This window comes from Serratia sp. Z4, from assembly GCF_009900725.1.
Taxonomy (GTDB): domain Bacteria; phylum Pseudomonadota; class Gammaproteobacteria; order Enterobacterales; family Enterobacteriaceae; genus Serratia; species Serratia nematodiphila.
On the sequence record NZ_JAAABD010000001.1, the window covers coordinates 807,247 to 824,705 of the forward strand.

Genomic DNA, 17,459 nt, shown 5'->3' on the forward strand with positions numbered 1-17,459 from the left:
CGGCGGCTTTTTGCTTATTCGGTCGGCAACTCATACGGCGCGAATCTAATCACCTCTTCACCGATCCAGTCGTTCACCTCCTTCATGCGCTCTTGCAGCGGTGTTAGCTCGTTGCGTACAAACACCTGAGCGGCTTTTTTCACGTCCCCGAAGCCGCCGGTATTGTTCGGGATAATCCCCATCATCTGCGGTGGTACACGGTGCGCACTTAGCAGATCGTCGCGGCTGGCATTCTTGATGTTGAAAAAGTCGTCCTTGGTGGCGACCTCGGATAGCGGCAAAATCTTAATGCCGTCCGGCTTGCCGTTCGGGGCGTACATAAACAAATTGCGGAAATTCCCTAAGCCCTTGGTGTCACGCATGGCTTGGCGCATTCTGTCAACGTCGCTTGTACTTTGCGCGGCGTCGGTCATATACAGGATGTAACCGGCGTGCGCCCCGTTCTGGTAATACTTACGGCGGAACAGCGTCGCCGCCTCGTTCAGCCAGGCGGAGTTAAGCGCGCTGAGGTACTCCGGCAGGCCGTAAAGTTCCTGATTGATGTCCGGCTCAATCAGGTGAAAAACGCTGTCGGTCTTGAAGCGGTGCGCCTCTTTCCAGTCCTGCACGAACCAGTAAGCGCCGCGATCCACGCCGCGCCGTGTGTACTTGGCCGGGGAGGATTTAAGCTGCAGCGGCGCACCGAGGCGGTTTTGACGCTCTTCTAAATAGGCGTTGCCGAACACCAGATAATCCAGCGCATAGCGGCTAAACTCCTGCTGACTTAACAGCCGGTGCGGGATAAACGTTGACGCTAAAATATTGCGCTTAACGTACATCGGCGAGCTGTGATGCACGGCGGCGCGCACGCTGCGCGCCAGCCCGTCGAATGAGATCGGCGGCTCGTACCACTTGCCATTGGTCGTGCATTCGATGTAATCCAGAATTTCCCGCTTATCCAGCACAGCGGACGGCTCGCCAAAGGTGAACGCCTCAAAATCCTGCTTCTGCTCTGCTGTTGGGGCTGGCGCCGGGGGGGTAAATGCCTTGCGGCCTTTGCGTTTGCTCATCAGTAAAACTCCAAAATATTCGGGCTGCTGTGGCCGCTGCCTGCGGTGAGCGGTTCGTTTAAGAGGGCGTGCATGATTGACCATGCTACATCGGCGTGGCTGGCTTCTTCGCTGCGGCTGGCGGTGTAGGTTGAGCGCGCGCCGCTGGCGGTCATGGTTTTGCGGATCGCCATAAAGGCGGCGGTGATGTCGGTGTGGCTGGTGTCGTATTCCAGACAGCCGCGCGCGATGGTGTCTTTTGCTTTCAGCACCATGGCGGTTTTGATTTCCGGCGTGTATTTGATTTCTCGCGCGGCCGGGAAGAACTCGCGCACCAGCTGGAAAACACCTTGGCCGACGGTGGTCGCATCGATGCCGATGTACTCCACGCAATATTTTTCGGTAAGGTCTTTAATCTTCTGGGCCTGCGCGGCAAAGTTCATGCCCTGCCACTGGTGGCGCTCGAGCACGCGGAACTTGCCCCCGGCCACTATTGGCGGCGCGATCACCGCGCATCCGGCGCTGTCGCCGCCGTTGGCTTCCGATGGGTCGTAGCCGATCCACACCGGTCGATAGCCGAACGGCCGCACGGCGTATGGGTTGAAGTCCTCCCATTCTTCCAGCGCATCGACCATGCAGCCCTGTAGCTCGGCGAACGGGAATACCGACGCGGTATCGTCCACAAATTCACACATCAGCAGGTTCTGATACTCTGCCGGGCTGTATTCGAGCGACAGCTGATCGAGGTCAAACAGGTTACAGCCGCCGGTCAGCGCATCCTCAACCGTGACAATCTGGCGCCATTGCCCATCACCGCACAGCACGCCTTTTGATAGGTGGCTGTGGCTGAGGTCGAGCTGAACGTGATCGGCTTTACTGCGGCGGCCTTTGTTGAACAGTTCCCCCGACCAGAACGGATAAGCGGAGTGCGCCAGACTCGACGGCGTGGAGAAGTAGGTAGTGCGCCACCGCTTGTGCAGCGACATCCCGCTGGCGACTTTGCGCAGCTCCTGAAACTTCGGTATCCAGAAATACTCATCCAGATACAGATTGCCGGTGTAGCTCTGCGCGGTGCGTACGTTGGTGCCGAGGAACATCAGGCGGGCGCCGTTCGGCAGCACCATCGGATCGCCTTTCAGGTCAACCTCGACCAGCCGCGCAAAATCAATGATGTAATTGCGGAACACATGCGCCTGGGCCTTACTTGCTGACAGGAAAATCTGATTGCGACCGGTGGTCAGCGCATCGAGCAACGCCTCGCGGGCAAAGAAGAACGTGGCGCCGATCTGGCGCGACTTCAGGATGTTGCGGATACGGTGTTGCAGCCCGGCGCGATACCACCCCATTTGATACTCGAAGGTGGTTTCCGTGAAGATGCTTTGTAGCTTCTCTACGGCGGCCTCGCTGAACACGTTGCGCTCGGCGGGCTTGCGCTCGCCTTTGTTGCGGTTGGCGACGTTCGGGTTTAAATCCGCCTCGTTGCCGGTTGCCGAATAGCGATTGACCCGCGCCAGCCGTTCAATCTGGCGGCCTAACAGGTCGATTTCTTTGAAGTCTTTCCCCTCCTTGACGTCTTTCATGATGAGCTGAATCAACCGCGCTTCCATGCTTTGCTCCACGCGGGAAATGGGCGCGATGCCGTCCCATTTATCGCGCAGTTTCCAGCTCTGCACAGTCGGCCCCTTGAGGTTCAGCGTTTCCGCAATTTGGCGCACAGAGAAGCCCTGCCAGTAGAGCAAGGCAGCTTGGCGGCGCGGATCGCTGATGATAGTTGTTGCCGGTGTCGTATTCATGCCGCCAAGGCTACGAAAGCGCCAGGCAGCTCGCATTAAGCCCTTGTTGTGCCTCAGATCTTCCAACCGCAACGCGTTGAGACGCGCCGCCATTCCCCCGAAACTAGCCCCGAACCCAATCACCACAACCGGAGCCGTTTACATGGCAAAGAAAGTTACTAAGTTTTTCCGCATCGGCGTTGAAGGCGACACCGTTGACGGCCGCGAGATCGGCGCTGCGGATATTCAGCAGATGGCCGCGACCTACAGCCCGAAGGTGTACGGCGCCCGCATCAATATGGAGCACATCAAGGGGATTTTGCCTGACGGCTATTTTCGTCGTTACGGCGGCGTGGTTGAGCTGAAGGCCGAGAAAATCGACGAGCCGGACGAACCGCTGTTGCACGGCAAGTGGGCGCTGTATGCCAGTCTGGCCCCGACCGCCGATCTGGTGTCGATGGTCGGCGCGGGCCAAAAGGTTTTCACCTCGATGGAGATCCGCCGCGATTTCGCCAAGACCGGCAAGTCTTATCTGGTCGGGCTGGCCGTCACAGATGATCCGGCCAGCCTCGGCACTGACATGCTGGAGTTCAGCCGCCGCCACGAGAACGTCGAGTTCTCCGCGCCGCTGGAAGTCCATTTCGATTTTGAGCCGGTCGCTGACCCGGAAACCTCATTCTCTGCCCGCATCAAAGCGATGTTTAGCCGCAAGCAGGCCACCGACGATGTGCGCTTTGGTGAGATGGAAGGCGCCGTGATGACCGTGGCCGAGCAGTTGCAGGAAGCGGACACCCGCTTTACCGAGAAATTCGCTGCACTGAGCGAGCAGGTTGCCGATCTCAAGCAACAGGTAAAAACCGGCAGCGATGAGTTCAGCGCTCTGCAAGCCCAGCTTTCCACTTCGGAAGATTTCAGCCAGCAGGCCCGCCCGGACGCCACCGGCGGCAACAGTGCGCAAGACGTGCTGACCGACTGCTAAGGCAGTCATACCCGATAAAACCAAGCAAAAACAGGAAGAAAAATGCGCAAGCAAACTCGTTTTAAATTTAATGCGTTTATGTCCCGCCTCGCCGAACTGAATGGCGTCGCTACCGGCGATCTGGATAAAAAATTCAGCGTTGAGCCGTCCGTTACGCAAACCATCATGACCCGCGTACAGGATTCCTCGACGTTCCTGACCCGCATCAATATCGTGCCGGTTAAGGAAATGAAGGGAGAGAAAGTCGGTTTAGGTGTGAGCGGCTCCATCGCCAGCACCACCGACACCGCCGGCGGCGATGAACGCGAAACGGCCGACTTTGCCTCGCTGGATGCTGAAGGCTATTTCTGCCAGCAGGTGAATTACGATTTCCACATCCGCTACAACACCCTTGACCTGTGGGCCCGTTATCAGGATTTCCAGACCCGTTTACGCGATGCAATTGTTGAACGTCAGGCGCTTGACCGCATCATGATCGGCTTTAACGGTACGCACCGCGCCAAAACCTCCAACCGCGTCAAATTCCCGCTGTTGCAAGACATCGGGCCGGGCTGGTTGCAGAAGTACCGCGAGAATGCGCCGGGCCGCGTGATGAATAAAGTCGTGGGTATCGATGGCAATGTGGAGTCTGAAAAAGTCCGCGTGGGCGCCGGTGGCGATTACGCCAACCTCGACGCGCTGGTGATGGATGCCACCAACACCCTGATTGCACCGTGGTATCAGGAAGACCCGGAACTGGTGGTGATCTGCGGTCGTCAACTGCTGGCCGACAAGTATTTCCCGCTGGTCAATCAGGAACAGCCCAACACCGAAGCGATGGCTGCCGATCTGATTATCAGCCAGAAGCGCATCGGCAACCTGCCCGCTGTGCGCGTGCCGTACTTCCCGGCGGATGCGCTGCTGATTACGCGCATGGATAACCTGTCTATCTACTGGCAAGAGGACACGCACCGCCGCCATATGGTGGAAAACTCGAAGCGTGACCGCATCGAAAACTATGAATCCATCAATGAGGATTATGTGGTGGAGGATTACGCCTGCGGCTGTCTGGTGGAGAACATTAAGCTGTTACCGACGGAGCCAAAAAAAGATGAAATCGCCGAGCTGGCCGAGGCCATTGTTAAGGCGGTCAAAGTAGCCGCCGCACCAGCGGAGCCTGCCGCTGATACCGAGGTGAAAGCCCCGGAGGAAGCACCGGCAGACGACAAAGCGAAAGGCGGTAAATAACCATGACCAGCCCTGCCCGCCGTCACCTTATGCGCCAGTCAGCGGTCGAGGCCGCGCAGCGGGAGAATGACCCGTTGCGCCACGCCAACGGCTATGAACGGATGATGCTTAAACTCAATGAAGATAAGCGAAAGCTCAAACAGGTGCGCTCACAAGAGCGTAAGGCCGAACTCAAGCGCCAACTGCTGCCGGACTATGCCCCCTGGGTTGCCGGTGTGCTGGCCGAAGGTCGCGGCGCGCAGGACGCCATTCTGATGACGGTCATGATCTGGCGTCTGGATGCCGGGGATATTCCTGGCGCGCTGGACATCGCCCGCTATGCGCTGCGCTACCAGCTGGCGCCGCCGGGCAATTTCGCACGCTCCACGCCATACCTCATCGCAGAAGACGTCGCCGAGTCTGCCACCCGCGCCTTTGAGGCCGGGGAGCCGGTCAACATTGACCACCTCACGCAGACGATGGAACTCACCGACGCAGAAGACATGCCCGACCAAGTGCGCGCCAAGTTGCACAAAATCACTGGGTACGTCTTGCGCGCGGCGGGCAGGGCTGAACTGGCATTGAACCACCTTAAGCGTGCGCTGCAGTTGCATAACGGCTGCGGCGTGAAAAAAGACATTGAACGGCTGGAGCGGGCAATACGCACCGCCGCCAGCCGCTGACAGAACGCGCCCCGCGCCGGGCGGCACGACGGCCGCGACAGGTTTCACCTCGTCAACGCCGTCGTCCACCGCCCCCTAACTTTCTGAGGTCATATGAGCACCGTTGTGATCCAACGGCCACGCCCGGACGCGCCAGCACCGCGCCCGGAGGATGAGCCGATCGTTAAAAACGTCTTTTTCTGGCCGGACATTGACCCGGCGGACGTGCGCGACGTGATGCGCATTGAAGGCACCATCACAGCCCCGCGCCTGCGGCTGGCAATTAAAAGCGCGATCGCGGAGGTAAACGCCGAATTGTTCACCTTCCGCCGCGACCAGATGGCCGACGGCTATCAGCGGCTTGAGGATGTGCCGGGTGAACAGCTCGACGGCGAAAGCGTGCGGGTGAGTGAATACCGCAACGCGGTCAGCGCGATGACCATGGCGACGCTCTCGGAGCAATACCGCAGTTTCGACACCACCGCCACCGGCGGCCGCAAGGCTGATGTGGTTGAAGCCTCGATCGGCGAGCTGTGGCGCAACGCCCGCAACGCGATCAGTAACGTGGCCGAGCGTAGCCACTGCATCATCGGGCTGCTCTGATGAGAGTCTACGCCCTGCAGGGCGACACCGTTGACGCGATTTGCTGGCGCTACTACGGGCGCACGCAGGGCGTGGTTGAGCAGGTCTATTCGCTAAATGAAGGGCTGGCCGCTGCCGGGGCGATTTTGCCCCACGGCCACCCGGTTGAGCTGCCGGACGTAACCGCCGCGCCGCAGCGTGAAACCGTCAATCTATGGGATTAAAAACATGGAGCGCATCACCTCATTTTTAGCCTACGCGGTGGCGATGTTCCTCGCGTGGATCGGCAAGTATTCACCGCAGGACATCGCCTTTATGGTTGGCGCCGCCGTGGGCGTCGGCACGTTCCTCGTTAACTGGTACTACCGCCGCAAAAGCTACCAGCTGTTGAACAAGTTAGGCGTTAGCCGGAGGGTTTACGATGAACTCAATCGCTAAACGCTGCAGCGTGGCCGCCGTGCTGGCGCTGGCGGTGCTGCTGCCGCAATTCAGCGCACTGCAGATCTCTGAGGCCGGGTTGCGACTGCTGGCCGATTTCGAGGGCTGTCGTTTATCCCCTTACCAGTGTCAGGCGGGCGTCTGGACAAGCGGCATCGGCCACACGGCCGGGGTAAAGCCCGGCGCGGTTATCAGCGAGCGCCAAGCTGCCGTTAACCTCGTCGCCGACGTGTATCGCGTGGAGCGCGGTATAGGCCGCTGTATGCCTGTCACGATGCCGCCGCCGGTTTATGACGCGGTGGTGTCCTTTGCCTTTAACGTCGGCGTCACGGCCGCCTGTGGCTCTACGCTGGCCGGTTTCATCAAGCGGCAGGACTGGCGCAGCGCCTGCCAGCAGTTGCCGCGCTGGGTGTTCGTCAACGGCGTCAAATCGCCGGGACTGGAACGGCGCCGGGCGGCGGAGCTGGCCCACTGCCTTATCGGGGCCACGCCATGAGCCGCGCGATCGGCTGGTTTCTGGTGCTGGCGCTGGTCGTCGCCGGTTGGATGAAATGGCAGGTTGTCACGTTGGGGGAACGGCTGGAAAGCGCCCGGCAGGAGAACGGCCGGATAGCGGCGGCGCTGACCGATACCCGCGCGGCGATCGACACGTTGCAGGCGGCGGCAGGTGTGCTGGCGCAGGAAGAGGAAAAGTTAAGGGGCGACCTAAACGCCGCGCACCGGCTGGCGCTGACGCGCGAGCAGAAAATACAGAGGTTACTCAATGAAAATCAGCAATTACGCGATTGGTTTAACACTGCTTTGCCTGCTGACGTTGCCCGGCTGCACCAGCGCCCCGGCTTCACCGGCGCCGCGGATTATCTACGTTGGCTGTCCGAAAGTGAGTCTGTGCCAAATCCCGGCCAGCCGCCCGGCGACTAACGGCGATCTGAGCGCCGATATTCGCCAGCTTGAAAACGCCTTGGCGGCCTGCGCGGTGCAGGTCGAAACGATAAAACACTGTCAGGAACAACACGATGTTAAAACCGCAACAGCTCCGCGCTGAGCTGACACGCTGCCTGCCGTGGCTACAGCGCAACCCTGAAAACCTGCAAGTTCGGGTAGAGCGCGGCAATGTGGCCGCCACGCTTGCCGTCTCGCTGTCCCATGAGTACCGCTATACGCTGAACCTGCTGTTTTTGGACTATACCGGCGATCTGGATTTAATCATGGTGCCGGTTCAGGCATGGCTACGGGAAAACCAGCCGGACATCATGGCAACGGAGGAAAAGCGCCGCACCGGGATCACCTTTGCGAGCGACTTTAACAACAACGGCTCTTACGATTTCAGCGTGTCGCTGCAGCTGACCGAACGTGTTTTGGTGCTCGAGCAAGGCGATGGCGCGTTGCATGTTGAGCACCTGCCGGAGCCGCCGTTACCGGAGGACGTGACGCGGCCTATGCAGCTCTTTGTTCACGGCGAATTAGTGAGTGAATGGCATGAGCGAGCTTAACCCCTTTGACACCCGGCTGGCCGGGCTGATTGCCAAGCTGTCGCCGCAGTCGCGTAAGTCGCTGGCCGTTGCCGTGTCAAAGCGACTGCGCGCCGGTCAACAGCAACACATCAAACGCCAGCAGGCGCCGGACGGTACACCTTACGCGCCGCGCAAAACGCGGCTTCGCAGCAAAAAGCGCCTGCGCGATCGGGCGATGTTCTCCAAGCTGCGCACGGCCCGTTACCTGAAAGCCCAGGGCAACAGCGATGCGGCCGTGGTTGAGTTTGTCGGGCGTGTGAAACGCATGGTAAACGTTCACCATTACGGCCTGCGCGATCGGCCGACGCCGCACAGCGAGGCGGTAAAATATGAGGCCCGTCCGTTACTGGGATTTGGCCCGGATGACGTCAAAATCATAGAAACGGCTGTGATAGAACACCTCGCAGAATAACCCCCTGTTGTGCCTCCGATCTTCCAACCTCATCGCGTTGTCGCCGCCCGCGCCGGGCGGCATCCTTCCAGCATGAACAATCAACACGACATTTTGCGCCTGCTGCGCAACCTGATCCGCATCGGCACCGTGAGCACCGTTGACCTTGATAACGGCCTGTGCCGCGTCGAAACCGGCGGCAATCTTACCGACTGGCTCAACTGGCTAACCTGTCGCGCCGGGCGTACTCGCAGCTGGTCGGCGCCCTCGGTCGGTGAGCAGGTGCTGATCTTTGCGCTGGGTGGCGAACTCGATACCGCGTTTGTACTGTGCGGCATTTTCTCTGACGACTTCCCGGCCCCGTCTGCGTCGGCGGATGCGCTGCATATCGCGTTTCCGGATGGCGCGGTCATCGAGTATGAGCCGGAAACCGGCGCGCTGAGCGTGTCCGGCATTAAAACCGCTGACGTGCAGGCGTCGGAGTCCATCACCGCCAGCACCAAAGTGGTGATCGTTAAGGCTGACAAAATCACGCTCGATGCGCCGGAGGTGGTCTGCACCAACAAGCTCACCACCGGCACGCTGGACGTGCAAAAAGGCGGGGCGATGCGCGGGAACATTGAGCATAGCGGCGGCTCGTTCTCATCCAACGGAGTTGTTGTTGATACGCACACCCACGGCGGCGTCCAGACCGGCGGCGGGAGAACCGATGAACCCTCATGAGGACACCTGTATGAAAACCCTATCAGTAATTTTGGCCGCTCTTGTTTCTCGATTGGGTGCTGCGATTGCCTTATCGGGTGCTGTCATGCTGGCTCTTAATGGAGTGTCCGGCTGGGGCTGGTTCCTGTTTATCGGGCTGCTGCTGTCATGAACAGCGCCAAATATATCGGCATGAACCGAGGCACCGGCCGCACGCTGACGGACATCGAGCATATTCGCCAGTCTGTGGCGGACATCCTGATCACGCCGCAGGGTTCGCGCCCGATGCGCCGGGCTTATGGCTCGTTGCTCTCTGAGCTGCTCGACCAGCCGCAAAACGACGCGCTGCGCCTGCAGATCATGGCCGCCTGTTACAGCGCGATTTTGGCGTGGGAGCCGCGCGTTAAGCTGACCGGCATCGCCTTTAATACCACTTTTGACGGCAAGATGGTGATCGACATCACCGGCACCCGCACCGATGCCCCCGGCGCGCTGTCGCTGTCTGTTCCTGTGAGCTGAAACCATGGCAACTATCGATTTAAGCCAACTGCCCGCGCCGATCGTCGTTGAGGTGCTGGATTATGAAGACATTTTGGCAGAGCGTAAGGCGACGCTGATTTCGCTTTACCCGGAGGAACAGCGGGAGGCCGTCGCGCGCACTCTGGCGCTGGAGTCGGAGCCGATCGTTAAGCTGTTGCAGGAAAACGCCTACCGCGAGGTGATTTTACGCCAGCGCGTCAACGATGCCGCCAAAGCGGTGATGCTGGCGTATTCCACCGGCGAAGACCTCGACCAGCTCGGCGAAAACTTCAACACGCCGCGACTGGTGATCGCCCCGGCGGATGAGAGCACCATTCCGCCGACACCGGCAATCATGGAAGCGGATGAAGATTACCGCCTGCGCCTGCAGGATGCTTTCGAAGGCATGAGCACAGCGGGATCGGCCGGTTCCTATCGTTTTCACGCCCGCTCGGCTGATGGCCGGGTGGCCGATGTGACAGCAATCAGCCCATCACCGGCTAACGTGACCGTCACCGTGTTGTCACGGGACGGCGACGGCACCGCCAGCCCTGAATTGTTGCAGGTTGTCCGCGATGCGCTGAATGATGAGGATGTGCGCCCGGTCGCCGATCGTGTCATCGTGCAAGCGGCCAAAATAACCCGCTATGGCATTGATGCCACGCTGTTTCTCTATCCCGGCCCGGAGGTTGCGCCGATCCTCACGGAGGCGAAACAACGTTTGCAAAATTATGTGCTGACCATGCGCCGCTTAGGCCGCAGTATCCGGCGCTCCGGCATCATCGCAGCGCTGACCGTAGAAGGTGTTGAACGTGTTGAGGTTGCTCAACCGACCACCGACATCGTGCTGGATAAAACGCAGGCGGGTTACTGCACCGGCGTGAAAATCACACCGGGGCGCGCCGATGACTAACCGCTTATTGCCTGTCGGCTCATCACCGCTGGAGGTTGCGGCCGCTGCCGCGTGTGCCGAGCTGGAGCGCGTGCCGGTTCCCCTGCGTGATTTGTGGAACCCGAAAACCTGCCCGGTGCATCTGCTGCCCTATCTGGCGTGGGCGTTCTCTGTCGATCGCTGGGATGAGGCGTGGCCGGAGGACGTGAAGCGGGGCGTGGTTTCGGCTGCGTTCTACATTCACCGGCACAAGGGCACCATCGGCGCCGTGCGCCGCGTGGTTGAGCCGCTCGGCTACCTGATTAATGTCATTGAGTGGTTCCACACTGACGGCGCCGATCCTCCCGGAACGTTCCGGCTGGATATTGGCGTGCTGGAAACCGGTATCACCGAGGAGATGTATCAGGAAATGGAGCGCCTGATCGCCGACGCCAAGCCCCTGAGTCGCCACCTGATCGGCCTCAACATTTTGCAGGACATCCCCGGCCGGATTTACACCGGCGCGGCCGCCATTGATGGCGATGTTATTACCGTTTACCCCGGATAAGAGAAAATCATGAACAAATACAAAGCGATTATTACCACCGCCGGGGCGGCCAAGATTGCCGCCGCCAGCGCGGGCGGCACGCAGTTGAAAATCGTCTCTATGGCCATCGGCGACGGGAACGGCACGCTGCCGACGCCCAATCCGGCGCAAACAAAACTCGTCAACGAGAAATACCGCGCGGCACTCAACGGGCTGACTATCGATAAGGCGCTGAAAAATCACATTCTGGCCGAGATGATTATTCCGGCGAACGTCGGCGGGTGGTGGTTGCGTGAAATGGGCCTCTATGACGAGGCCGGGACGCTGATTGCCGCCAGCAACATGGCGGAGAGTTACAAGCCGAAGCTGGAAGAGGGCAGCGGCCGCACGCAGACGCTGCGCATGATCCTGATTGTCAGCAGCACCGAGGCGATTCAGGTGATCGCCGGTGGCGACATCGTGCTGGCGACCAAGGATTTTGTGGCCGACGCGATCGCCGCGCATGAGAAAACCCGCAATCACCCGGACGCCAGCACCACGGCGAAAGGGCTGGTACAGCTGAGCAGCGCAACGACCAGCACCGACGAAACGAAAGCCAGCACGCCGAAGGCGCTTAAAACTGTCAGCGATGCCAGCATGAAAAAGGCCTCCAATCTGTCCGACTTGCCCGACAAGGCCGCCGCGCGTGGCAATCTGGCGCTGGGTGATGCCGCGACGCGCAACGTCGGGGTAGAAGGCGGGCAACTGATGGCCGTCGGCGCGTTTGGTCTGGGGGCGGGCGCGCGGGCTTTCGATAACGCTTATTGCAACACTGCGCAAATTTACCGGCTGAATGCGACCTCTGAGAACAAGCCGCCGATCGCTGGAAATATTGCCGCCGGGGTGCTGAGCCTGCCTTGCGATGCCGCACCCTCAACGGGCTATGTCAGCGTGTCGGGGTTGGGACATGGTTTTATTGGCCGTTCTAACCGGCCGGAAAATGGGGTGGTGTGGTCACGGATTTACACCACCGATTACAAACCGACGGCCGCCGATGTCGGCGCATGGAGTAAAACCGAAGCTGACGGCCGTTTTCTGATGCTGTCCGGCGGCACGGTTAAAAAACTGGCTATTAAGCCCGGCAACGCTGAAACGGATGGGGACTCACTGAATATTGAGGGAAACCAGCATACGCCGTTGGTCATGAGCCGCCCTTCAGCACAGAGTAATTTATCAATCGGTTTCCAAGTCGCCGGGAAGGCACTGATGCGCCTTGGTATGGGGATCGATGACGAGCTGCATTGGGGCGCTGAAGCTAATCAGGGAGCAAACCCGCGTATTTATACGACGGCGAAACCGCCTACCGCGCAAGAAACCGGTGCGCTGACGGATGCGCAGGCTATGCAGAAATATGCGCTGCGATCCATCAAGGTGAACGGCAAACCGTTGAGCGGGGATGTCAATCTGTTGGCCGGTGATGTCAACGCATGGAACAAAACCGAAGCCGACGGGCGCTATGTGAAACGGGCGGGCGACACCATGACCGGGGCGCTTGCGTTGCCGCGCGTGGTTTTCCCCAGCGAAAGCTTGCAGGCCACAAACGCTGACAGCGACCTCACACGGCCGGACGGTTTCACCCTTGAACAGCTCGGCGATAAATCAGTCGGCTATCCACTGACTAAAGGGAATCTCGGTAATTTGATGACGTTCAAACTCAACAAATACCGGCATGTCCAATTTGCGATCGGCTCGGGTAATACGGAGTTTTGGCTACGTTCTCCTCGGGAAGATAATCCGGCGACGGCTAAGGCGTGGGCGCAGGTGTACACGACACACTACAAACCGACGGCCGCTGACGTTGGCGCGCTGACGGATGCGCAGGCCGCGCAGAAATACGCGCTGCGCTCTATCAAGGTGAACGGTAAGCCGTTGTCCGCTGATGTGAATTTGTTGGCCGGTGACGTTAACGCCTGGAATAAAACCGAAGCAGATGGCCGCTATCTGGCGAAGACCGGCGGGCAGTTAACCGGGACGCTAAAGACCAGCGCGGAGATCCAATCTACCCATATTGATAATTATCGCATGGTCGGCGGCGGGTTCGGTTCCTTCTGGCGCAATGACGGCAACCGGCTTTATCTGCTGCTGACAAACGAAAATGACCAATACGGCACATTCAACGCCCTGCGTCCGTTCTCTGTGGATGTCAGAACCGGCGCCGCCGCTTTTGAGTCGGGTATTCATATCGGCGGTAAATGGCCTGCGATCACCACCTCCAGCGGGACGACGTGGCACCCAGACGGCAACGTTCAAGGCAGTTGCTGGGGCGGCTACCTCAGCAACTGGCTTAATCAAAATATCTCGGCTGCGCAGAACAATGCGCAGAACTGGGCCTATCAGAATCTGGTTCAGGGTGTGCGCATGGCCGGGCGCACGGTTATTGCGGATACCGGCGGGCGCATCGATTTACCGTCGGGCTGTGTTTATACGGGTATGTCCGGCTCAAACTACAACCCCTCAATCTGGGGCGCTTATTCAGCGGTTCAGGTGCTAATTAACGGCACATGGGCAACAATTGGAACGGTGTAAAATGCAACACATTAAGAATTTGAAGAGATACATGCCGGAAGAGTTATTCCTCGGCGAGAACGTTATTTATCTTCAGGATGATAACGGTATTGACTGGTACGCTGCGCAAAAATTGTTTTCGCCTGACACAGTAAAACTGGCTTATGACGAAAGCGGCATTATCTGCGCGATTAACAGTGATGTGTCGATGCTGTGGCCGATTGGCTTATCGGTTATTGAGCTGACCCCAACGAAACTGCCAAAGCGTTGTCTGGCTAATGGTGAGTGGGTGTTTGACGGTAAGAAGGTGAGCCAGCGCATCTATTCCGCCGAAGAAATGATGGCGAGGGCTGAAGCCAGAAAAAATGAATTGCTGGCGAGCGCGGGTAAGGCTGTTGCGCCGCTGCAGGATGCGGTCGATTTAGGGATGGCGATGGAGGAGGAAATCGTGCAGCTCAAGCTCTGGAAAACTTACCGGGTGCAGCTGAGCCGCATCAATCCGCAGAATGCGCCGGATATCGATTGGCCGGTTGCGCCCAGCGTCTAATAAAAAGCCCGCAGCGATGCGGGGCTTTTATTTTGGAAGTTAACGGAAAATGGTCATGGCACCATAGTTGTTACAAAATTCGGCGCACCAATTAGGATGACGAACAGTAGTATGCTTCCTATGGTAATTGCTGTTGCGAGTTCATTCTTCATAGTGGCATTTCCCCGGTTATTTTGAAAGCGTGCCTACAAACTCCAATGTGTCGCGGTATAACTGGAATTCATCGTTATCAGATGCTTTTTCCATTTCTGCGACTATTTGAGAAAGAATATTATCGGTGTTGACTATTTTTTTGCGAACAAGAAGATCAATGACACATCTGCCCAGAACCGTGCCTACCTTTTCCAAGTTCTGCGTTTCACTATCGGTAAGGTAATGAATACTCATAAGGCCTCCAATCAATGATTTTTCGGATTTGGCCGTTAATCCAGATGTCGTCTTTAGAGCAGGCATTCCCATCCTTAGTTTGGTTGAAAGAGCCCACCGAAGCGGGCAAAAATTTGTCTCTGGTGTATCAAGCGTTACAAAGGTTGTTATAAGGGATTGCGAACCCTGAATAACGCTTTTAGGTTAGGAATGTTCTGAAATCATGGCAAGTGATTACGAACGGTAAGAAACGAATTTAGGACAAATATTTAAAAAAATGCCCCACGGCGGGGCGAAATTTGGTGATGATAGCTACATGAACTACTGCATGTGACGACTAGAGGCATGTGTCGTCTATTGGCGACACTAAAGCAGTTTGGCCGGTTGAACAAGCAAAAAATGCTGAAGTGAGAAATCTTAGGAAAAGTGCCATTCGAAAGTCTGCGCTTTCGAAAAGATGTCGTTACCCCCATGAAAAAGCCCGCAGTGATGCGGGCTTTGTGTTTGCGGCTTCCCTGATGTTGCCGCGCTTGACCTCCAGACCTTACCCCGCCCGGCTCTCAGACGTCCAATTGATTGCGTAGATCAATACAACGTAATTGATCGGCGCGAGCGATCGTTATTCCCTCCAAAATCCCCCAATCCGGCTCGGCCTGTTGTCTGGTCGGCCTTCCAGCACCCACCGCGTGCGGCCCGGCGAGCCGGGCGTCATCATGCCTGCACCTACTCACCACCCGGAGCAAATTAATGGGCGATTATCATCACGGCGTGCGCATCGTCGAAATCAACGACGGCACCCGCGTTATTTCCACCGTATCGACGGCAATCGTCGGCATGGTCTGCACGGCGGAGGATGCTGACGCGTCGGTTTTCCCGCTCGATACCCCGGTACTGATCACTGACGTGCTGGCTGCTTCCGGCAAGGCCGGTAAAAAAGGCACGCTGGCGGCGTCGTTGCGGGCGATCGCTGAACAGGCCAAGCCGGTCACAGTGGTTGTCCGCGTTGCCACCGGCAAAGACGCGGCGGAAACCACCTCCAACATCATCGGCGGCGCGAACGCTGAAGGCCGCTATACCGGCATGAAAGCGCTGTTATCTGCACAGGCTGAGCTGGGCGTTAAGCCGCGCATCCTCGGCGTGCCGGGGCTGGATAATCAGGAGGTCGCGACGGCGCTGGCCGGGATTTGTCAGCAGTTGCGCGCGTTTGGCTATATCAGCGCCTACGGCTGCAAAACCGTGCAGGAGGCTACCAAGTACCGCGACAATTTCAGCCAGCGCGAGCTGATGCTGATCTGGCCGGATTTTGTCAGCTGGAACACCACCGCCAACCAGAGCGACATCGCCTACGCCACCGCCCGCGCGCTGGGCCTGCGTGCCAAAATCGACACGGAAACCGGCTGGCATAAGACGCTTTCAAATGTCGGCGTTAACGGCGTGACCGGCATCACCGCCAGCGTGTTCTGGGATTTGCAGGCGACCGGCACCGATGCCGACCTGTTAAACCAAGCCTGCGTCACCACCCTTATTCGTAAAGACGGCTTTAAATTCTGGGGTTCCCGCACCTGTTCCGATGATCCGTTGTTCATGTTCGAGAACTACACCCGCACCGCGCAGGTGCTGGCCGACACCATGGCCGAGGCGCACCTATGGGCCGTTGACCGCCCGGTGACGCCTACGCTGGTGCGCGACATGATTGACGGCATCAACGCGAAATTCCGCGAGCTGAAATCCGCCGGGCTGATTATCGACGGCACTTGTTGGTACGACGAAAGCGCCAACACTAAGGAAACCCTGAAGGCGGGCAAGCTGTTTATCGATTACGACTACACGCCGGTGCCACCGCTGGAAGATTTAACCCTGCGCCAGCGCATCACCGATCGCTATCTTGCGACATTTGCGGCATCCGTGAACCGCTAAAGGAGACGTTAGAACATGGCACTGCCGAAAAAACTGAAATACCTGAACCTCTTCAACGACGGCTACAGCTACATGGGCGTGGTGTCCTCGCTGACGCTGCCGAAGCTCACCCGCAAGCTGGAGAAATACCGGGGCGGCGGCATGAACGGCACGGCCTCCATCGATATGGGGCTGGACGATGACGCGCTGGCCGTTGAGTGGTCGATGGGCGGCATTGATGAGCTGGTGTTGAAGCAGTGGGGCGCCGTCGATGCCGTGCCGCTGCGCTTTGCCGGTTCCTTCCAGCGTGACGACACCGGCGAGGTGTCCGCTGTGGAAGTGGTGATGCGCGGCCGCCACAAGGAAATCGACTTTGGCGAGTACAAGCAGGGCGAGGATACCGAAACCAAGGTTTCCACCGAGTGTACTTACTTCAAGCTGACCGTGGACGGCAAAGAGCTGATCGAGGTCGATACAGTGAACATGGTCGAAAAGGTCAACGGCGTTGACCGGCTGGCCGAGCATCGCAAGGCGATCGGCCTGTAATTCTTGCGCCAGTCCGCCGGGCTGGCCCTTTTCCCCCTGATTTGAGAGAGCACCATGAAAGACGCAAAAGAAAATACCGTTACCCTCGACACCCCGATCAAGCGGGGTGAAACCACCATCACCGATGTGCAGGTGATTAAACCGAACGCGAGCGCGCTGCGCGGCGTCGGGCTGGCGGCGATCGCCAATGCCGATGTTGACGCGCTGCTGGTTGTGCTGCCGCGTGTGACCGTGCCGAACCTGACCAAAGAAGAATGCGCGCGCCTTGAGCTGCCGGATTTGGTGGCGCTGGCCGGGAAAGTGGTCGGTTTTTTGTCGCCGAACTCGGCGGCCTAATCCCCGACGCCCG

Annotated in this window: 24 protein-coding genes; 21 read left to right on the top strand and 3 right to left on the bottom strand. The window is 58.5% G+C overall.

Annotation, left to right across the window (positions count from 1 at the left end; all coding sequences use genetic code 11):
* Positions 1 to 14 precede the first annotated feature (14 nt).
* On the bottom strand, positions 15 to 1,049 hold the full coding sequence (locus GT753_RS03975; protein ID WP_160125288.1) for a phage portal protein: 1,035 nt from the start codon (positions 1,047 to 1,049) through the stop codon (positions 15 to 17).
* Positions 1,049 to 2,821: a terminase ATPase subunit family protein gene (locus tag GT753_RS03980; protein ID WP_160125289.1), complete on the bottom strand. Its 1,773-nt coding sequence runs from the start codon at positions 2,819 to 2,821 to the stop codon at positions 1,049 to 1,051. The genes GT753_RS03975 and GT753_RS03980 overlap by 1 nt, the downstream gene beginning before the upstream one ends.
* 142 nt (positions 2,822 to 2,963) lie before the next feature.
* Here GT753_RS03980 and GT753_RS03985 point away from each other — a divergent pair, with 142 nt between their 5' ends.
* The 18 genes from GT753_RS03985 (at position 2,964) to GT753_RS04060 (ending at position 14,302) form a co-directional block, all read left to right on the top strand.
* Positions 2,964 to 3,779 carry a GPO family capsid scaffolding protein gene (locus tag GT753_RS03985; RefSeq protein WP_060431382.1) on the top strand — a complete coding sequence of 272 codons (816 nt, stop codon included), beginning with the start codon at positions 2,964 to 2,966 and terminating at the stop codon, positions 3,777 to 3,779.
* Between the two features lie 42 nt (positions 3,780 to 3,821).
* Positions 3,822 to 5,006 carry a phage major capsid protein, P2 family gene (locus tag GT753_RS03990; protein ID WP_060431381.1) on the top strand — a complete coding sequence of 395 codons (1,185 nt, stop codon included), beginning with the start codon at positions 3,822 to 3,824 and terminating at the stop codon, positions 5,004 to 5,006.
* A gap of 2 nt (positions 5,007 to 5,008) precedes the next feature.
* Positions 5,009 to 5,668, top strand: a complete 660-nt coding sequence (locus tag GT753_RS03995) for a terminase endonuclease subunit (RefSeq protein ID WP_033649039.1) — start codon at positions 5,009 to 5,011, stop codon at positions 5,666 to 5,668.
* A 93-nt stretch (positions 5,669 to 5,761) separates the two neighbouring features.
* Complete coding sequence (locus GT753_RS04000; RefSeq protein ID WP_033639340.1) at positions 5,762 to 6,250, top strand: head completion/stabilization protein; 489 nt, start codon at positions 5,762 to 5,764, stop codon at positions 6,248 to 6,250.
* Positions 6,250 to 6,453, top strand: a complete 204-nt coding sequence (locus tag GT753_RS04005) for a tail protein X (RefSeq protein WP_015379118.1) — start codon at positions 6,250 to 6,252, stop codon at positions 6,451 to 6,453. Before GT753_RS04000 ends, GT753_RS04005 begins: the two co-directional genes overlap by 1 nt.
* Positions 6,454 to 6,457: 4 nt before the next feature.
* Positions 6,458 to 6,667 (top strand): HP1 family phage holin, encoded by a 210-nt coding sequence (locus tag GT753_RS04010; protein WP_031231709.1) that lies wholly within the window; start codon positions 6,458 to 6,460, stop codon positions 6,665 to 6,667.
* Positions 6,651 to 7,163, top strand: coding sequence for a lysozyme (locus GT753_RS04015; protein WP_160125290.1), 513 nt, complete (start codon positions 6,651 to 6,653; stop codon positions 7,161 to 7,163). Before GT753_RS04010 ends, GT753_RS04015 begins: the two co-directional genes overlap by 17 nt.
* Positions 7,160 to 7,588, top strand: a complete 429-nt coding sequence (gene lysB / locus GT753_RS25800; protein WP_015379115.1) for an Rz-like lysis system protein LysB — start codon at positions 7,160 to 7,162, stop codon at positions 7,586 to 7,588. The genes GT753_RS04015 and lysB overlap by 4 nt, the downstream gene beginning before the upstream one ends.
* Complete coding sequence (lysC, locus tag GT753_RS25755) at positions 7,482 to 7,712, top strand: Rz1-like lysis system protein LysC (protein ID WP_230199994.1); 231 nt, start codon at positions 7,482 to 7,484, stop codon at positions 7,710 to 7,712. The genes lysB and lysC overlap by 107 nt, the downstream gene beginning before the upstream one ends.
* A complete protein-coding gene (locus GT753_RS04025) occupies positions 7,684 to 8,160 on the top strand; it encodes a phage tail protein (protein WP_015379114.1) in 477 nt (158 codons plus the stop codon). The genes lysC and GT753_RS04025 overlap by 29 nt, the downstream gene beginning before the upstream one ends.
* Positions 8,147 to 8,593, top strand: a complete 447-nt coding sequence (locus GT753_RS04030; RefSeq protein ID WP_043148046.1) for a phage virion morphogenesis protein — start codon at positions 8,147 to 8,149, stop codon at positions 8,591 to 8,593. The genes GT753_RS04025 and GT753_RS04030 overlap by 14 nt, the downstream gene beginning before the upstream one ends.
* Positions 8,594 to 8,665: 72 nt before the next feature.
* Positions 8,666 to 9,295: a phage baseplate assembly protein V gene (locus GT753_RS04035; RefSeq protein WP_160125291.1), complete on the top strand. Its 630-nt coding sequence runs from the start codon at positions 8,666 to 8,668 to the stop codon at positions 9,293 to 9,295.
* A 10-nt stretch (positions 9,296 to 9,305) separates the two neighbouring features.
* Complete coding sequence (locus GT753_RS25675) at positions 9,306 to 9,446, top strand: hypothetical protein (RefSeq protein ID WP_154231760.1); 141 nt, start codon at positions 9,306 to 9,308, stop codon at positions 9,444 to 9,446.
* The gene (locus GT753_RS04040; protein WP_060457481.1) at positions 9,443 to 9,793 is read left to right on the top strand and encodes a GPW/gp25 family protein; all 351 of its coding nucleotides are present in this window, start codon (positions 9,443 to 9,445) and stop codon (positions 9,791 to 9,793) included. Before GT753_RS25675 ends, GT753_RS04040 begins: the two co-directional genes overlap by 4 nt.
* A gap of 4 nt (positions 9,794 to 9,797) precedes the next feature.
* Complete coding sequence (locus GT753_RS04045; protein WP_160125292.1) at positions 9,798 to 10,706, top strand: baseplate assembly protein; 909 nt, start codon at positions 9,798 to 9,800, stop codon at positions 10,704 to 10,706.
* Positions 10,699 to 11,232, top strand: a complete 534-nt coding sequence (locus tag GT753_RS04050) for a phage tail protein I (RefSeq protein ID WP_015379109.1) — start codon at positions 10,699 to 10,701, stop codon at positions 11,230 to 11,232. The genes GT753_RS04045 and GT753_RS04050 overlap by 8 nt, the downstream gene beginning before the upstream one ends.
* A gap of 9 nt (positions 11,233 to 11,241) precedes the next feature.
* Positions 11,242 to 13,776 carry a phage tail protein gene (locus GT753_RS04055; RefSeq protein WP_160125293.1) on the top strand — a complete coding sequence of 845 codons (2,535 nt, stop codon included), beginning with the start codon at positions 11,242 to 11,244 and terminating at the stop codon, positions 13,774 to 13,776.
* Between the two features lie 31 nt (positions 13,777 to 13,807).
* The gene (locus tag GT753_RS04060; protein WP_160125294.1) at positions 13,808 to 14,302 is read left to right on the top strand and encodes a tail fiber assembly protein; all 495 of its coding nucleotides are present in this window, start codon (positions 13,808 to 13,810) and stop codon (positions 14,300 to 14,302) included.
* Between the two features lie 168 nt (positions 14,303 to 14,470).
* Here the strand turns inward: GT753_RS04060 and GT753_RS04065 are convergent, their stop codons facing one another.
* Positions 14,471 to 14,755, bottom strand: coding sequence for a biofilm development regulator YmgB/AriR family protein (locus GT753_RS04065; RefSeq protein ID WP_049278484.1), 285 nt, complete (start codon positions 14,753 to 14,755; stop codon positions 14,471 to 14,473).
* Positions 14,756 to 15,415: 660 nt separating this feature from the next.
* On the opposite strand from GT753_RS04065, the gene GT753_RS04070 reads away from it, so the two are divergent.
* The 3 genes from GT753_RS04070 to GT753_RS04080 are packed head-to-tail and all read left to right on the top strand — an operon-like array spanning position 15,416 to position 17,446.
* Positions 15,416 to 16,585, top strand: coding sequence for a phage tail sheath protein (locus GT753_RS04070; protein ID WP_160125295.1), 1,170 nt, complete (start codon positions 15,416 to 15,418; stop codon positions 16,583 to 16,585).
* 15 nt (positions 16,586 to 16,600) lie between these two features.
* On the top strand, positions 16,601 to 17,110 hold the full coding sequence (locus tag GT753_RS04075; protein ID WP_160125296.1) for a phage major tail tube protein: 510 nt from the start codon (positions 16,601 to 16,603) through the stop codon (positions 17,108 to 17,110).
* Positions 17,111 to 17,164: 54 nt separating this feature from the next.
* Positions 17,165 to 17,446: a phage tail assembly protein gene (locus GT753_RS04080; protein WP_160125297.1), complete on the top strand. Its 282-nt coding sequence runs from the start codon at positions 17,165 to 17,167 to the stop codon at positions 17,444 to 17,446.
* The last annotated feature ends 13 nt before the right edge of the window (positions 17,447 to 17,459 follow it).

Excerpts from the sequence above, each read along its gene's own strand:
- GT753_RS04005 (WP_015379118.1), top strand. The coding sequence starts at position 6,250 with ATGAGAGTCTACGCCCTGCAGGGCGACACCGTTGACGCGATTTGCTGG.
- GT753_RS03990 (WP_060431381.1), top strand. The coding sequence starts at position 3,822 with ATGCGCAAGCAAACTCGTTTTAAATTTAATGCGTTTATGTCCCGCCTC.
- GT753_RS04075 (WP_160125296.1), top strand. The coding sequence starts at position 16,601 with ATGGCACTGCCGAAAAAACTGAAATACCTGAACCTCTTCAACGACGGC.
- GT753_RS03985 (WP_060431382.1), top strand. The coding sequence starts at position 2,964 with ATGGCAAAGAAAGTTACTAAGTTTTTCCGCATCGGCGTTGAAGGCGAC.
- GT753_RS04015 (WP_160125290.1), top strand. The coding sequence starts at position 6,651 with ATGAACTCAATCGCTAAACGCTGCAGCGTGGCCGCCGTGCTGGCGCTG.
- GT753_RS04040 (WP_060457481.1), top strand. The coding sequence starts at position 9,443 with ATGAACAGCGCCAAATATATCGGCATGAACCGAGGCACCGGCCGCACG.
- GT753_RS04050 (WP_015379109.1), top strand. The coding sequence starts at position 10,699 with ATGACTAACCGCTTATTGCCTGTCGGCTCATCACCGCTGGAGGTTGCG.
- GT753_RS04055 (WP_160125293.1), top strand. The coding sequence starts at position 11,242 with ATGAACAAATACAAAGCGATTATTACCACCGCCGGGGCGGCCAAGATT.
- GT753_RS04025 (WP_015379114.1), top strand. The coding sequence starts at position 7,684 with ATGTTAAAACCGCAACAGCTCCGCGCTGAGCTGACACGCTGCCTGCCG.
- GT753_RS04010 (WP_031231709.1), top strand. The coding sequence starts at position 6,458 with ATGGAGCGCATCACCTCATTTTTAGCCTACGCGGTGGCGATGTTCCTC.
- GT753_RS04065 (WP_049278484.1), bottom strand. The coding sequence starts at position 14,755 with ATGCCTGCTCTAAAGACGACATCTGGATTAACGGCCAAATCCGAAAAA.
- GT753_RS04070 (WP_160125295.1), top strand. The coding sequence starts at position 15,416 with ATGGGCGATTATCATCACGGCGTGCGCATCGTCGAAATCAACGACGGC.
- GT753_RS04030 (WP_043148046.1), top strand. The coding sequence starts at position 8,147 with ATGAGCGAGCTTAACCCCTTTGACACCCGGCTGGCCGGGCTGATTGCC.
- GT753_RS04080 (WP_160125297.1), top strand. The coding sequence starts at position 17,165 with ATGAAAGACGCAAAAGAAAATACCGTTACCCTCGACACCCCGATCAAG.
- GT753_RS04035 (WP_160125291.1), top strand. The coding sequence starts at position 8,666 with ATGAACAATCAACACGACATTTTGCGCCTGCTGCGCAACCTGATCCGC.
- GT753_RS04000 (WP_033639340.1), top strand. The coding sequence starts at position 5,762 with ATGAGCACCGTTGTGATCCAACGGCCACGCCCGGACGCGCCAGCACCG.
- GT753_RS25675 (WP_154231760.1), top strand. The coding sequence starts at position 9,306 with ATGAAAACCCTATCAGTAATTTTGGCCGCTCTTGTTTCTCGATTGGGT.
- GT753_RS04060 (WP_160125294.1), top strand. The coding sequence starts at position 13,808 with ATGCCGGAAGAGTTATTCCTCGGCGAGAACGTTATTTATCTTCAGGAT.
- GT753_RS04045 (WP_160125292.1), top strand. The coding sequence starts at position 9,798 with ATGGCAACTATCGATTTAAGCCAACTGCCCGCGCCGATCGTCGTTGAG.
- GT753_RS03975 (WP_160125288.1), bottom strand. The coding sequence starts at position 1,049 with ATGAGCAAACGCAAAGGCCGCAAGGCATTTACCCCCCCGGCGCCAGCC.
- GT753_RS03980 (WP_160125289.1), bottom strand. The coding sequence starts at position 2,821 with ATGAATACGACACCGGCAACAACTATCATCAGCGATCCGCGCCGCCAA.
- GT753_RS03995 (WP_033649039.1), top strand. The coding sequence starts at position 5,009 with ATGACCAGCCCTGCCCGCCGTCACCTTATGCGCCAGTCAGCGGTCGAG.
- lysB (WP_015379115.1), top strand. The coding sequence starts at position 7,160 with ATGAGCCGCGCGATCGGCTGGTTTCTGGTGCTGGCGCTGGTCGTCGCC.